The organism is Fodinibius salsisoli (assembly GCF_026229185.1).
In the GTDB taxonomy this organism is placed as follows: Bacteria; Bacteroidota; Rhodothermia; order Balneolales; family Balneolaceae; genus Fodinibius; species Fodinibius salsisoli.
On sequence record NZ_JAGGJA010000002.1, the window covers coordinates 387,324 to 402,553 of the forward strand.

General features: G+C 45.5%; 11 protein-coding genes. All 11 read right to left on the reverse strand.

Features of this window, described 5'->3' with window-relative positions:
• Positions 1-390: 390 nt before the first annotated feature.
• Positions 391-1,005 carry an RNA polymerase sigma factor gene (locus tag J6I44_RS04395; protein WP_265764776.1) on the reverse strand — a complete coding sequence of 205 codons (615 nt, stop codon included), beginning with the start codon at positions 1,003-1,005 and terminating at the stop codon, positions 391-393.
• A gap of 225 nt (positions 1,006-1,230) precedes the next feature.
• The gene (locus tag J6I44_RS04400; protein WP_265764777.1) at positions 1,231-2,979 is read right to left on the reverse strand and encodes a sodium:solute symporter; all 1,749 of its coding nucleotides are present in this window, start codon (positions 2,977-2,979) and stop codon (positions 1,231-1,233) included.
• Between the two features lie 245 nt (positions 2,980-3,224).
• Positions 3,225-4,625, reverse strand: coding sequence for an L-fucose/L-arabinose isomerase family protein (locus tag J6I44_RS04405; protein ID WP_265764778.1), 1,401 nt, complete (start codon positions 4,623-4,625; stop codon positions 3,225-3,227).
• A gap of 29 nt (positions 4,626-4,654) precedes the next feature.
• On the reverse strand, positions 4,655-5,362 hold the full coding sequence (locus tag J6I44_RS04410; RefSeq protein ID WP_265764780.1) for an L-ribulose-5-phosphate 4-epimerase: 708 nt from the start codon (positions 5,360-5,362) through the stop codon (positions 4,655-4,657).
• Between the two features lie 21 nt (positions 5,363-5,383).
• Positions 5,384-7,057, reverse strand: coding sequence for a ribulokinase (locus J6I44_RS04415; RefSeq protein ID WP_265764781.1), 1,674 nt, complete (start codon positions 7,055-7,057; stop codon positions 5,384-5,386).
• A 134-nt stretch (positions 7,058-7,191) separates the two neighbouring features.
• On the reverse strand, positions 7,192-7,896 hold the full coding sequence (locus tag J6I44_RS04420; RefSeq protein WP_265764782.1) for an NUDIX hydrolase: 705 nt from the start codon (positions 7,894-7,896) through the stop codon (positions 7,192-7,194).
• 61 nt (positions 7,897-7,957) lie between these two features.
• The gene (locus tag J6I44_RS04425; protein WP_265764783.1) at positions 7,958-9,532 is read right to left on the reverse strand and encodes an alpha-N-arabinofuranosidase; all 1,575 of its coding nucleotides are present in this window, start codon (positions 9,530-9,532) and stop codon (positions 7,958-7,960) included.
• Between the two features lie 9 nt (positions 9,533-9,541).
• Positions 9,542-10,735, reverse strand: a complete 1,194-nt coding sequence (locus J6I44_RS04430) for an aldose epimerase family protein (protein WP_265764784.1) — start codon at positions 10,733-10,735, stop codon at positions 9,542-9,544.
• Positions 10,736-10,857: 122 nt separating this feature from the next.
• Positions 10,858-12,462, reverse strand: a complete 1,605-nt coding sequence (locus J6I44_RS04435) for an arabinan endo-1,5-alpha-L-arabinosidase (protein WP_265764785.1) — start codon at positions 12,460-12,462, stop codon at positions 10,858-10,860.
• A gap of 72 nt (positions 12,463-12,534) precedes the next feature.
• The gene (locus J6I44_RS04440; RefSeq protein WP_265764786.1) at positions 12,535-13,239 is read right to left on the reverse strand and encodes a DUF3823 domain-containing protein; all 705 of its coding nucleotides are present in this window, start codon (positions 13,237-13,239) and stop codon (positions 12,535-12,537) included.
• Between the two features lie 29 nt (positions 13,240-13,268).
• Positions 13,269-15,203 carry a RagB/SusD family nutrient uptake outer membrane protein gene (locus J6I44_RS04445; protein WP_265764787.1) on the reverse strand — a complete coding sequence of 645 codons (1,935 nt, stop codon included), beginning with the start codon at positions 15,201-15,203 and terminating at the stop codon, positions 13,269-13,271.
• Positions 15,204-15,230: the final 27 nt, after the last annotated feature.

A 15,230-nucleotide genomic window follows, 5' to 3' on the forward strand; every position in this document is an offset into this window, starting at 1 on the left:
TTCATTTAGGCCGGAATATTCTTTTCTTTTAAAAGCGACAAAGCCCCACCGGAAGAATTTCTGTTTGACGAAGTGCTGGCAGCAAACCGCTATCAACGGTAACAGATGATAACAGCACTGCGGAGTTAAATTCTTCTTGACCTTTTACGAACCTTTTGGGTCAAGCCAAAAGGTGAAAACAAAATTGATTAAATACAGAACTACCTCTTGCATTTTTGGGAACGACGCATCCCACAGGCGCTGGACTGGCAGAGCTGGTAGCCCCAAAATGTCGCCGGCTGAGAATCATGACTCGCTCCGGTCTCGGATGGGATCATTTCCATGGTCTTTAATTTATACAGTAGTGTTGTATTAACGATCTTTCGGATTAAGTCAAAACAAATAAGCGGATTATACAAATAAGAGGAAAGTTACTAATAGTGATATCACTAATTTCATAATCTCTGTATCGAGAATCGAACGGAGGGTTTCCATACCCCTGTAGATATGATTACGAACCGATTGTCGGTTAATTGAGAGAATCTGCTCGATTTCTCTGTAACTCATCCCATTATAAAAATGAAGAAAGATTACTTCCTTTTGTCGATCAGACAGTTGATTTAGGGCTTTTTTGAGCTCTTCTTTCTGTTGGAATTTTACTTCGTCTTTGATAATAATCTCTTCCCGGGCAAATTGAGTAAATTTGCCTTCATCAACTTCTTCCAGATCTCCATCTAATTTTCGTTGTGCTTTTTGTCTTGTGATAATTTTTCTTCTCAATGAAACAAATAGATACACATTAGGAGACTCAATGTGTTCTAATTCATCCCTTCTCTCCCAAAGGGTTTTAAATAGCTCTTGGATGCAATCTCTGACTAACTCCGGACGGCTACATAGCTTAATGCCATACCCATACATTGAATCAAAATGAATTTTAAAAAGACGTCTAAAGCAGGACTCATCCCCTTGGACAAACCTATCCCATACGGCATCACCATTTCCCATTTTTCCCTTATTAGAGTCCATTAAAAGAAACCCTGAAGTTAATTTACTACCCTACTGATCCATCAAATTGATATTATATATCCAATTCTTTTTGGCCTTACTAATCTATAAAAACTCAGGAGTTCTTCAAATTTTTCTCATTTTTTGAAATTTATTCTCAATTATAGCATCAGTTCTGATAATAAAAAAGGCCCACAGATTCTATCCTGCAGGCCATGAAATGGAATGCTACGTAAAATTATCTAATCAGCTGAAATAAATATAAATAAACAGGATGATGCCCACCAACAGTACCGAGAGCGTCACATCCAACCAGTTCCAGCTGGCGCGAGATGCGGCTTTATCTTCCTCGGTTAGCGTGCCGTAGGTTAGACCGGAAATCTTTTCGTAGCTGGGTGGAGCCGTCATATAACTAACTCCAAACATGACCGCAATACAGACCAGAAAGATAAACAGGCTGTAGTACTGGAAGAAAATGTTATTTATAATCCAGAAAAAGGAGCCTTCGGTATAGGTCATATCGCCCAGCATCACCGGGGTGTCGATGGCTAAACGGAATATTCCCAAAAACAGTCCCACAAACAATGCTGATAAAGCACCCTGCTTGTTCAACCGCTTAAAGAAAATTCCCAAGAAAAAGACTACAAATATAGGCGGAGCCAAATAGGCCTGAACGCCCTGAAGGTAATCATATAAGCCCCGGCTTCCCTGAATAACAGGAATCCACAGCAGGCCGATAAGAACCATAACTACAGTGGCCAGACGTCCCATCCATACCAGATGCTCTTCCGAGGCCTCGGGCTTAAACTTGCTGTAAAAGTCCATCGTAAACAGCGTTGAAGATGCATTAAACACCCCAGCAAGAGAACTCATCAGAGCAGCCAGAAGCCCGGCAACAACAATACCCCGTACGCCTACCGGCAAGATATGGGCTACCAGTAATGGGAAGGAGGCCTGCGCATTTTGATTAATGATTTCACCCTGGGCGTTCATTAATTCTTGTTGAAGAATCGCTACTTCACCGGATTTAGCAATAGCAAAAGCGATAATACCGGGTATGATAAAAATAAACACAGGCAATAGTTTCAGGAAAGCAGCTGCAATCGTACCACGGCGTCCTTCTTTTTCATTGGGAGCACCCAATGCACGCTGGACGATGTATTGGTCAGTTGTCCAGTACCATAATCCCACAATCGGAGCGGCAAATAACATCCCCAGCCATGGATAGTTGCTGTTGAAATACCAAGCCATCTGTCCATCGCCTATAACGGGTGCCCAAGTTGCATTGTAGCCTTCTGGCACAATGGGTTTCCACAGGTCAAACATTTCAGGTCCGGCGATTTCATAGAGCCGCCCCCAGCCGCCTACGGCGTCGAGCCCGTAGATGAGCACCATAATAGATCCAAAAATAAGGACTACGGTTTGCACAGCTTCGGTATAAGCGACCGCGCGCAATCCACCTAAAGCGGTATAAAGCCCGGTAAAAAGAATAACTAAGATGGAACCTATCCAGAAGCTGTTCATTCCCAGGAAGGAAAGCTCGGGCATTAGAACACTAAAGACGATTCCTCCAGCAAAAATACCTACCGCAATTTTAGTAAGTACATAAGCCACCAGCGAAATTCCGGATAACAGCGTTCGTGCAAGAGGTGAAAATCGCTTCTCCAAGAACTCGGGCATGGTAAATACCTGTGAGCGTATATAAAATGGCAACATTACCCATCCCAGTATCAAAAGACACCAGGCGTGGAGCTCGTAATGGGCCATAGCCACCCCGTCAGTGGCCCCCGTTCCGGTTAAACCCACAAGGTGTTCCGAACCGATATTCGAGGCAAATATTGAAGTTCCTACGATGATCCATCCCAAATGACGACCTGCCAAAAAGTAATCGGCCGTTGTATCCGTTTTCTGATTGATGACCCACCAGGCAAGTCCTGCGATAAGCAGGAAGTATCCCCCAATGACCACCCAGTCCACTACTGCAAGTGTTCCCATAAAAGCGTTTGTTTAAATTAGATGTTAGATAGTGTTACAAATGTTGCAGGCAAAAAATGAAAACAGCCCATCCCGTTATAGCTTTATCCAAGCTGCTCCACTTATTTATCAACCTTCAGTATTTGAACCTTCCGGCTGAGGCCTCTCAATCTCAAATCAATAAATGATAATAGATTATAGACGAAAGACAAATACAAAATTACCGTGGATTCAACAGGAAGAACTTTTCATTTTGTCAGCCTTACCTAAACCTCTACATATTCAATATCGAGGATACGGCACAGCATCTGCCATTTTCTGCGTTGGTCGCCCATCAGCAGCGTTTGATGGTGCGTTCCGCCGGCTCGAAGCCAGTTGTCGTTACAGTCTCGAAGACCAGAATCTGGCTTGAAGTGAAAATAAGGCATTTCAATTGTTGGATATTTTTGTGAATCTAATACCTCGCCCTGAGCGACTACTAAGCGAAACTCATCGCCAACAAGGTGAACAATTGAAGCAATGGTTGCCGGTCCGGGTTCTGTTCGGAATACGGTCGTTGGTGGATTGTCCAGATCTCCAATGCCTAACTCTCGATTGGCTAAGCGGACCGGCTCATCGCTACGCGCTACTTTCCAGTTCCCTTCGCCCATGTGACTCATTAGCATGGATCCACGTTTAAAATCCATGGCGTACATTTCAGTAAAGTGGGCATTTTCGTCGAGCACATGCGCTGCCGCCACCATACTTGCGGTATTAGTATCACCTTCGGCCGCATAGCCATAGCCTTCGGCCATCAGGTTCGAAGCCGCCAGCATGTTAATCTGATCAAACCTTCCATCGCCTTTGAAGGTGTCGAAATGCGCTGAGAAACCAGAATAGTTTCCTTCCTCTAAAAATTGTTTAAACCCCAGATACATTCGGGCTGCATAGTTCAGGTTTTGGGCCGGCATATCCTCATCTACCTCAAAACGCTCTTTCTCGGTAGCCACTTGAGTCTCTATTTCTTCATCCGAGACGGCCTCCATATTGCGATAAATCTGCCCAATATACTCGCGGTTCACTTCGGGTCCCACAATACGGGTGAATGCGGCCTCATCCGACAAGGTATCACCCATGCCATGCATTTTACCAATAGAAGCAATCTTCATCTCTTTCAATGTAGCCGCTGTCTGAGCAGCACTGGCCCAGTCGCCAACATAAGCTTCGAATTCGTCACTTTTCCAATCGGCGGAAATAACTTCAAAATTATCACCCGATGTGCGTAGGATAGCATTGGCCATATCCTGCGCGCCGTGAATGCCCTGATTGTACGTCAGATCATCCATATCCCAGTCCGTGGTAACTTCGGGTACAGGCTGAATGTTAGCTAACAACAACGGCAAGTTATTGTTCTGCAGCGCACGTACCGTCCGCATAGCCGGACCGTAGGTGAGCATGACAATCATCACGCCATCAAGCCCGTGGTGGTTAAAGTCTCCCAAAATCTCCTCGATGTCATCGCGATTACGGGCCGCCCGTGGAAATTCCCAGTCTGCTACATCGGAAAGCTGATCACATACTTCACGAGCATATTTTTCTTGGTGTTCGGTAATATTTGGAATGTCATCATCATACAGCTCCTGCATGATTCCTAGGAGCCCTATCCGGGGCTTACGATCGTCAATCATTGTTGAGTAAATCTTAATCTAAATTAAAGTTAATCATTTTCTTGTCCATAGTAGGCACCGTCACCATGTTTACGCTCCCAGTGTTTCTGGATGAGCGTATCTTTCAGGCGCGGGGCATCCGGCCGAATTTGGAGCGACAGATATGCCATTTTAGCAACTTCTTCTAAGACGGCGCTATTGTAAACCGCCTTTTTTATGGTTTTACCCCAGGTGAATGGGGCATGGTTGCCGACAAGTATCATCTCCACTTCCTCATAAGAAAATCCGCGGTCTTCCAAATCATTAATAATTTGATAGCCCGTCTGTTCTTCATAGTCGCCTTTAATCATCTCGTCACTCATAGGGGGGGCGCAGGGGATATCCTGAGTCAAGTGATCGGCGTGTGTCGTTCCCATAATAGGGATATCTTGTTGGGTCTGTGCCCAGGCCGTTCCGTAAGTGGAATGCGTGTGAACAATGCCCCCGATATGTTCCCAGTGTTTATACAGCACGGCATGTGTTTCCGTGTCGGAAGAAGGACGCATATTGCCTTCCACAACATTGGCATCAAAATCAACGATGACAATGTCTTCGGGTTTTAATTCGGCATAAGGTACACCACTCGGCTTAATAGCAAACACTTCTCGTTCCCGATCTACGGCACTGGCATTTCCAAAAGTAAACAGCACCAAATCCAGTTCGGGTAGACGCATATTGCCTTCATACGCCTGCTGTTTCAGTTCTTTAAACTCACTCATTTTAAATCTACTTTACTTTTATTAAACTCGTTCCTCTACAAAAGCACCCAAAGAAGTGTATTGTTGATACAATTCATTATAGACAGATACTTTTTCTTGTTCTGGCGCATAAATCTCACCAAAGCCGCTGCCCATCGCTTCCATGGCCTCATTGACATCCTCAAAAATACCGGCCGCAGTAGCAGCAAACATAGCGGCTCCCCGGGCACAGGATTGATCCGCCTGGGCTATCTTAATTTCCATATCCAAGACATTCGCCAACGTCTGCATGACAAAGGGCGATTTTTTGGCAACGCCTCCCAGACCAATAATTCCCTTAATTGGGATACCTTCGTCTCTAAAACGTTCAACAATAGCACGAGCACCAAAACAGGTAGCCTCAACCAGCGCTTTAAAGATACGGGGCGCGTCGCTGCCCAGATCCAGTCCTTCAATGGCTCCTTTCAGCAACTGGTTGGCATCGGGAGTACGACGCCCATTCAGCCAGTCCAGAGCAACGATGCCGGTATCAACTTCATCAATGGCAGCAGCCTGCTCAGAAAGGGTTACCAATAGCTTATCATTCAGCTCTTGGATTAATGCCTCTTTTGATTCATCCGGCAGCAGTTCACTTTTGCGAATGATGCCTGCAGCAGGTTCTCGAATAACTTCCTTAAACCAGGCATAGACATCGCCAAACCCTGACTGGCCGGCCTCAAGTCCTACCAAGCCAGGGATAACCGATCCATCAACCTGGCCACAGATGCCTTCAACTAAATTATCCTGCACATCTTCATAGGGAGCAACCAGGATATCACAAGTTGATGTTCCCATGACCCGGCTTAGATAATAGGGTTCAATTTCACCGCCAACGGCCCCCATATGGGCGTCAAAAGCGCCTACGCCTATGACCACGTCTTCAGGAAGGGCCAGTTTTTCAGCCCATTTGGAAGAAATGGTACCCACCGCTTCATCAGCCGTATAGGTTTTGTTGTATAGACGCTCACGAATGCCAGCAAGCAAAGGATCGAGCTCAGTCAAAAATTCCTGACTGGGCAGACCATCAAACTCCTCGTTCCACATGGCCTTGTGACCTGCTGCACAGCGACTGCGTTTCATCTCGTAAACATCAGTTCCGCCAGCCAATTCGTATGGTATCCAGTCGCAGAGCTCTACCCAAGAGTAGGCGGCATCACGAATCTCATCATCGGTACGCAGGGTATGTAACATCTTGGCCCAATACCATTCGGAAGAATAAATGCCTCCCACGTATTTGGTGTAGTCGGGTCCGTCCCAGCTTTTAGCGAAATTAGTGATTTCTTCGGCCTCTTTTACGGCGGTATGATCTTTCCACAGGATGAACATAGCATTGGGATTCTCCGCAAACTCATCGTGCAGTGCCAATGGTGTACCTTCCTTATCCGTAGCTACCGGGGTAGATCCGGTAGTATCTATCGAAATGCCTCGTACGTTTTGCGCCATACTATCGGGGACCTCTGTAAGGACCTCCTTCAAGGTCTGCTCCAGACCCTCAAGATAATCGAGCGGATGATGACGAAATTGATTTTTTGTGGAATCACAAAATTTACCCTCTGCCCAGCGGGCGTAATTATAGACGGCCTCGGCTTGGGTTTTTCCCTCTGCATTTACAAGAACCGAACGTACGGAATCGGTTCCATAATCAACTCCTATGATACAATTTTCCTTAGATGCCATAGATTTATTCTGTTATGCTCCTGTCTATCAATAAATAAAAATGAAACAACATTTGAAATAAAAAGTGTATTTTTTACCCTTTAAATTTTTGTGCAAAAAAATCCCTGCCTTGAAAAAGCATGCAAAAACCTATCTTAAAGTTTTATGGGCTTAAAAACCAGGCTGTCTCCGTTATTTATCTTTGCCTGGTATTTATCTTTGTTAAATTTATAGAAATAAGCTCCTTTCTTGGAGTATTTCTTCTGTTTTTCATCCATCTTTTTCAGGACATCCATCGATAATATTCTCCGTCTGAAATTTCGCTTATCCAGCTCTGTCTCATAGATCCCTTCATATAGAATCTGCAATTCAGGCATGGTAAACTTTTCGGGCAGTAGTTCAAAGCCAACCGGTTCATGAGAGGCCCGATATTTGAGACGAGATTTAGCAGCCTGTACCATTTCATTATGATCGAAAATAAGGTCTGGCAGGTCTTCTACCGAGAACCAACGGGCACCATATTGTTCCAATAGTTCCCGATCGTGTTCGCGAATATTAATCAGTGCGTAATAGGCAATAGATACGGTTCGCTCTACCGGATCCCGGTCAACTTCTCCAAATCCATATAGCTGCTCCAAATAAACATTTTGCAAACCTGTAAGCTGATGCAGAATGCGATCTGCAGCCTCATCCAGGCTTTCTTCTCGTTTTAAAAAACCTCCCATAAGCGACCATTTCCCTTTTTCTGGCTCAAAATCCCGCTTAATCAAAAGCAATTTTAAACCTCGTCGATCAAATCCAAAAATGATACAATCGAGTGCTACAAGTATTCGGTCGTTATTTAAATAATGATTTTGCATGCTACATACTTTTTTATAACTATGGCAGATTTTACTAACCTGCCATGCTCAAATATACCGTTTATTTAATCTGTAAAACGATAACGGATTTTGACGGCAAGCGCAATGTTAAGTTATTTCCATCTAATGTATAGTTATTAAACTCTTTGGGCGACACCCTCTCCGGGTTATCAAAGGTGTTGATGGCATCTACTTCATTTGCTGTAAGAACCCGGGCATTACTAACGGATCCAACCTCTAGTCCTCGGATGTCGACGGTCACTTCCTGCGATTGAGTTGCATGAAGATTGGTGGCCGTTACATGAACTGCTCCCTCACTATTCTTGGATGCGGTGGCGCTAATAGCTGGGATACTCTCATCTCCAAATTCATAATTTTCGACCTGTAAATCCAGGGGTAATAACATGGCATTATGATGGACGGTATAAAATTCAAACACATGAAAGGTCGGCGTTTTCAACATTTTTTCACCTTCTGTAAGCACCATGGCCTGCAGTACGTTTACCGTCTGAGCAATATTAGCCAGACGAACACGATCGCTGTGCTTATTCAAAATATCAAGTGAGGTTGAAGCGACCAACGCATCCCGGATGGAGTTCTGTTGCTGCAGAAACCCTGGATTGCTTCCGGGCAGCGGATCGGTCCAAACGCCCCATTCATCTACCGCCAAGTTAATTCGTTTCTGTGGATCGTATTTATCCATAATGGTAGAATGCCGGGTCACGAATTCATCTAACCGAAGCCCCTGTCGAAGTCCCGAAAAATACATTTCTTCTCCAAAATCCTGGGAAGGTCCTTTATTTCCCCAATCGCCGTTAGGAAGAGTATAATAGTGCAGGGAGATAGCATCCATATGATTGCCGGCATTTTTAACCACGGTCTCAGTCCAGTCGTAATTATCATCAGAAAACCCACTGGCAATTTTATAGAGGTCATTCCCGCTGTAATCCTTGGCAAAGGTGGCGTATCGACGATAAAGGTCAGAATAATAATCGGCTTTCATACTGCCGCCGCACCCCCAGCTTTCGTTACCAATCCCCCAGAACTTGACGTCCCAGGCTTCATCCTGACCGTTTTCACGGCGCAGATTAGCCAGCGTACTATTGCCGTCGTAGGTCATGTATTCAATCCAATTGGCCATCTCTCGAGGCGTTCCACTCCCTACATTAGCAGATATATAAGGTTCGGTATCCAACAGCTCCGTAAGTCGCATAAATCCGTGGATTCCAACGGCATTATTTTCTTCAACCATCCCCCAATGCGTGTTTATGCGTACGGGTCGATCCTCGCGGGGACCGATTCCGTCTCGCCAGTTATATTCATCAGCAAAACAGCCCCCGGGCCAGCGAAGGTTGGGAATCTCCAGTTCCCTGAGGGCTTTCAATACGTCGTTACGAAATCCATCGGTATTGGGGATGTCCGAATCCTCTCCAACCCAGAGTCCCCCGTAAACGCCGGTGCCTAAATGTTCAGAAAACTGACCATAGATATGCTCATTAATTTTATTCTGAGGCTGGTCGGCATCGATGACCATGGTGTTTTGTGCCTGTAGTGGAATCCAGCTACTAATAGCCAGGATAAATGCCAGGCATAAAACCCTCTTCGTAGTAAACGTATCGCTGCTGTACTGTGACATAATTTTTAGTTATCTGGTTGAGAATTGATAAATGGTTGAGGTGCTGTAGGTTTCCCCGGGCTCTAATATGGTTGATGGAAAATCAGCTTCGTTTGGAGCGTTGGGAAAATGTTGTGTTTCGAGACAAAATCCTGAGTGTTGCTCATATGGAATGCCTTCTGAATTTTGGAGCGATCCATCGAGGAAATTTCCGGTGTAAAACTGAACGCCAGGCTCTGTAGTATATACTTTCATCTCACGTCCACTTGCCGGAGAATAAACGGTAGCGGCAAGGAACATGGAACCATCGTCGGGTTGATTTAATACGAAATTGTGGTCATATCCTCTGCCATCCACCTGATCGATACGCTCGCCAATGCTGTGAAATTCTTTAAAGTCAAAGGGCGTTCCTTCTACGGAAGCAATTTCACCGGTAGGAATTAACTCCTCATCCACGGGGGTGTACTGATCAGCATTCAGTTTCACCTGGTGGTCCAAGATGGTACTATCAGCATTGCCCGAAAGGTTAAAATAGCTGTGGTTCGTAAGGTTAACGGGCGTAGCTTCGGTGGTTGTAGCCTCATAGTCAATTTTCAACTCGTTGTCATTGGTCAGAGAATAAATGACCGTTACATCCAGCTGACCCGGATATCCTTCTTCCATATCCTCACTTACGTACGTCAGTTGCAGGGTACTATCGGGCGTAATTGAAGCATCCCAAAGAACGTCATCGAAGCCTACCTCACCGCCATGCAAATGATTGTTGCCATCATTTTTAGCCAGCTTATAAGTGGTCCCATTCAGCTCAAATTCACCATCCGCAATGCGATTTCCATATCGCCCGATGAGAGCCCCGAAATTAGGATGTCCGCTTAAATATTTGTCCAGAGAGTCGAAACCCAGGGCTATATTATCCATATTCCCTTCATTATCGGGTGTTTTGATGGACGTTACGATACCACCAAAGTTCGTGATTTGGACTTTCATATTGTTACCGTTAGTCAAGGTATAAAGCTTGACGTCCCGACTATCTTCAAGCGTTCCAAAAGATTCTTCGCTTATACTTATGGTATTGCTTTGTTCTTGTGCCTGTTTTTGCTGCTGTCCACTTTCAGTATCGTTACTGGCACAACCCCCGATTGCCAAGGCGATGAGTATACTCAATGCCGTGATCACCCACCCGGCATAACTGATATTTTGGTCGATCGTTAATAATTGTGTCATAATGATGTTTTCCTGTTACTAAGATTAAGTTATTTGTGTAATGCTAACCAGAGAATAACAAATCCTTAGTATTCTTTCAGTTAGTAATCCAAATTAAGTATCATTATAAGATTCATCGTTACTTAATCACTTGTTTTCTTGCCCCATATCGAACGTCCTGAAGGCGTCAACCCGGCATACGTTATGGTTATTTTCCTGGGTATGTCTTCCCAATCCCAGGCGTAGTCTACACCTAACTCTTTGTCATTAACCGTCAGCGTTTGCGTTGATTCATCAAACGACCAGCTCCCCTCCAAGGCACCACCGAGCGTGTGATCTTCGTTAAAGAGGACCTCATAAGAAGTCTGTATTTGTTGATATCGATATCTCAACGTAATTTCTTCCCATCTACCTGTTATTTCCTCTTCGGTTATGGGCTCATTTGGCACCGCGGCATACCGTTCGGGAGCTACCACAGGCCAGCCGTCCTCGGTCCAGTAAAGCTCACGCACATGGCCCATCATTACTGCATTAGAAGCAGTGATACCCCCTACATTTTTCGGTAACCGTGCTTGGGATGAATAAAACCACTCACCGCTATCCGGATCTTGGAACACCGAGCCGTGCGCGAAGCCTACCCAGCCGTAATGTTCATCAAAGGCATACGGATGGGTAATCATCGGCCAGGCTTCTGCTCCTTCGGTTACATTTTTGCCATCGATACCGTAATAGGGACCGGTTATATTTTTGGACCGGGCCACCCGGGTATTATAGGCAACCGATAGTTCATCATAAGCCAAAAACAGGTAGTAATAGCCCGTTTCTTCGTTATAGATAATTTCGGGTGCTTCGAGTCCTTGCCACCGGTTAGTGTTCACATTCCCTCGCCCTGCTATCCGGGTTCCGTAATCCTCCAAGCCGTTTAATTTCAAAGGTTTTCCGGTCTCCGGATCAACTTCTACAGCAGCAATGCCTGAGTGCCACGATCCATAGACGAGCCAATGCTCGCCTTCGGGTGTAACCACATATGAGGGATCAATGGCATTATATTTAAAGTATGCACTCCAGTCCGAGCTGCCCTGGCGATCGTAGGTTTCCTTACCGTCAGCTACCGAACTAATGACCATGCCTTTGTCTTCCCAATTATCGGATGACAAATCCGAAGATTCTGCGAGCCCAATAAACGCTCGCTCGGTCCATGAGGTATTAGGGTCGGAACCTACTATAGGGTTTGTAACGACTACACTGTAGTATAGGCGGTACCTTCCATTTATTTTGGTAACATGCGGCGCCCAAAATCCATAATTGGGATCTTCGATGGGCGGCAAGGGTGGATCCATCTCAGCCCTCATGCTATTTAAGGTATCTTTGATCCACGGTTGTACCTCCGAAAAAGCGGCGCCCTGGTATTCCCAGTTCACTAAATCCTTAGACCGGCGGTAGGGATAATTTCCGTGCCCTGCATGAACGTTACCGTAAGAGGCATTCGTCTGATACATATAGTAGTACTCGCCATCTTTTATAACAGTGGGATCGTGAACATTGGCCAGATTCCACTCCGAGCGATTCGACCAGGATGATAAGGGCGTGTAATCATCCGCATATTCCGGACCATCGAACGGGCTCTCCTCTTCCTGTTCTTGCTCTTCGTTAGCGTCGTCCCCACCATTGACACCGGTGCTGTCAGAGCAAGCCACAACAAAGCCAAGCATCCCAAAAAGAAGAAGAATAGAGACTGAGAACTTCATGTTAAGTCATTTATTTAATAAGCCGGAGGCTAAACTTGTCGATAGCCCCCGACCTTAATAGACACTATGCTATTATAGTTGCAGCTTATAAGACTTAGAGTACAAGGCATCTTCCTTACCCTCAATTTCCACACAGATGCGGGCATACACATAATCCCGGTTTGATAACTCTTCGGGCAATTGAGATAAGGTTATATCCATCGTATTGGAACCATTCGTATTTATTTCGATCTCTTCCTGGAGGTGATTCCAGAAAAATGAGTTATTCTGAATACTGGTGAACTTCCCGGTCCCAATAAATAAGGTCACAAATGTAATGGGCTGTGAGGTATTGACCTCTTCCAGGTCAAAATCAGCTACAATCGAATTGCCCTGTAACCCGATATTCTCACTGGTTATTTTATAATAAGGTTCTACCTGGAAGTTCATTTGCTTGTTACCACTGATTTCGAATTCGGTGGTATCCGAACTGGGAACCCACGGTCCATCGCCAATCAGCTCGGTTAATTTATAGGTACCTCCAAAAAGTGTGGAAGAAAACGAACCGTCCTGGTTCACTCTGAGAGGTATCTTTTCATAATCCTTATATCCCTCTTCCCAAATCTCCAGTTGTACGGCTCCGTTACGTACCCGAATGGTATCACCTTCGTGGACTACAGCCCCCTCTAAGGTCGATTGAGGCTTATCGTAGTTATCGTATTCGGTAATACCACAACCGGCAACGGTGGCAAGTAATGCCCCAAAAACTAATGATGTTATATACGTTGAATACTTCATAGTTCAGTAATTTTATTAGCAAAGTTCTATTAGTGGAATGGATTCCGTATCAGCTCCGGATTGTTGTTGATAGCGCCATCCGGAATACGTGCGTAGTAGTTTCCCATCTGGAACCATCGTGCATTGACAAAGCTGGGCGCTTGCGGTCCAATTTTGTCAAATACATACTTTCCGTGCATGGGTGATCCCGGCCGGTAGACACGATAGGGGAAAAGGGCTGCAACATTCGCTGTAGGGTTGCTGTCATCGCCGTCCCAAACGACATGGGCTTGCCTCCACCTTATAAGATCCCACAGGCGGTGCCCTTCAAAAGCCAGTTCAATACGGCGTTCGTTCATGATCGTCTCAAAATCAATGGTAGCTGCACTGAGCAGTCCCGACTCTTCAAAACCGGCACGCTCACGAAGTACATTAATATAATCAGCAGCCTCGGCCGCCGTTGCCCCGCCCCCAAGCTCACTAAGCTGATAGGTTGCCTCAGCAGCATTCAGATACATCTCAGAAAGACGCATGCGTACCCACCAGGTATCACTCTGGTCACCACGCGTACTGGCGCCCGTCGTATTATCAACAAATTTACGCAGATAAAAGCCAGAACTACTGATATTCTGGATAGTCCGGTGAGGACCTCCGCTTGCCGTTAGGGCCCAGTCAACTTCAGGACCACTTTCGGTTCCGCTGAACTGTGACCCAAGGGAACTACCCTCCATCGTTTCATATGAAGAGCCGTTCCAGATTTTAACACCCGCCTGCATCGGGATATCCTGCCCGCGGAAACTTTCTCCAGGAACAATTACGGTGCCATCTAAACGACCGTCTTTTCCTTCAAAGAGATCCCCTGCATTATCGTAATAGATGTAATCTCCACTTCCATCCTGGGTCTGTAACTCTCCGGAACGACCGTCAGTGTAGGGATAGGCTTCCACCAATCCGAGGCCAGGTGTAATGGATGAAGAACTTAAATTATCTTCCCGCACCGGTCGGGCGATGTTTTCATAGGTAAAAAAGTGCCGGCGATCAGCTGAAGCAAGAAAGTCTTCAGCAAACATCACCTCATTATTTCCATCTTTAACCGTAACGGCCTGATAGAAATTCTGCCCGGGATCACCAGGTGTTGCATTATGCAAAGAGTAAGGACTATTCTGAATAACCTCCTCGGCGGCATCTAACGCCTTTTGATAGTACTCCTCAGCTTTTGCTCCCTGAATACCTACGATGCGGCCTCCGTTCTCATTCTCCAGTGTAATAGGATTCGACATTTGGCTATTATGATAAGCAACAGACCCAGCATAAAGCATCGCACGGCTTTTAAGCCCAAGTGCCGTGTATTTATTGGCCCGGGTCTGGCTTCCGGCATTATGTCCTAAGCTATCTTTGATGGCATCAAGCTCACTGGCTATAAAATCATATATCTCGGCTTCTGTACTTCTTGGTATATGAAATTCAGATGCGTTTTCAGGATTATATTCCATCGTAGAGGTGACCAATGGCACGCCCCCCATCCGTTTGACCATCTGAAAATAGACCCAAGCCCGAACGAACCGGAATTCTGCCTTAAATTGTCCTCGCTGCTGCTCGGTCAAACCGGTAGAAAACTGGTCGATATTTTCGATCGCTTTGTTGATGTCATAAATCAAATCGTAATCCCAGAGACTCCACCAGTCGGTGCCAAAGGTTTCGATATTGAGTAAGTCATCATTGTTTTCCTGGCCCGACCACATGGCATCGGTCATCAGGGCGAACTCTGTCCAACCGCCGCCCTGTCCGTCAGTCAGGGAATGAAAGCGGGGCAGGCGATCATAATAGTTTGACAATACACCGCGAATCAGTTCGGGGTCGTTCCAAACCTGATCTTCGGTTATAATAGTCTCCGGATCCTGGGAGAGCCATTCGCTATTATCGCATCCTGCTATTAAACTAAACAGCAGTACAAGCAATAAGGTAGATCTTTTAAATATTTTCATAATACTTATGCTCTTAAATTAAATCCG

Bases quoted from the DNA above. Each gene is read 5' to 3' on its own strand.
- J6I44_RS04410 (WP_265764780.1), bottom strand. From the start codon at position 5,362: ATGAGTGAGTTTAAAGAACTGAAACAGCAGGCGTATGAAGGCAATATG.
- J6I44_RS04425 (WP_265764783.1), bottom strand. From the start codon at position 9,532: ATGTCACAGTACAGCAGCGATACGTTTACTACGAAGAGGGTTTTATGC.
- J6I44_RS04415 (WP_265764781.1), bottom strand. From the start codon at position 7,057: ATGGCATCTAAGGAAAATTGTATCATAGGAGTTGATTATGGAACCGAT.
- J6I44_RS04440 (WP_265764786.1), bottom strand. From the start codon at position 13,239: ATGAAGTATTCAACGTATATAACATCATTAGTTTTTGGGGCATTACTT.
- J6I44_RS04400 (WP_265764777.1), bottom strand. From the start codon at position 2,979: ATGGGAACACTTGCAGTAGTGGACTGGGTGGTCATTGGGGGATACTTC.
- J6I44_RS04435 (WP_265764785.1), bottom strand. From the start codon at position 12,462: ATGAAGTTCTCAGTCTCTATTCTTCTTCTTTTTGGGATGCTTGGCTTT.
- J6I44_RS04395 (WP_265764776.1), bottom strand. From the start codon at position 1,005: ATGGACTCTAATAAGGGAAAAATGGGAAATGGTGATGCCGTATGGGAT.
- J6I44_RS04405 (WP_265764778.1), bottom strand. From the start codon at position 4,625: ATGATTGACGATCGTAAGCCCCGGATAGGGCTCCTAGGAATCATGCAG.
- J6I44_RS04420 (WP_265764782.1), bottom strand. From the start codon at position 7,896: ATGCAAAATCATTATTTAAATAACGACCGAATACTTGTAGCACTCGAT.
- J6I44_RS04430 (WP_265764784.1), bottom strand. From the start codon at position 10,735: ATGACACAATTATTAACGATCGACCAAAATATCAGTTATGCCGGGTGG.
- J6I44_RS04445 (WP_265764787.1), bottom strand. From the start codon at position 15,203: ATGAAAATATTTAAAAGATCTACCTTATTGCTTGTACTGCTGTTTAGT.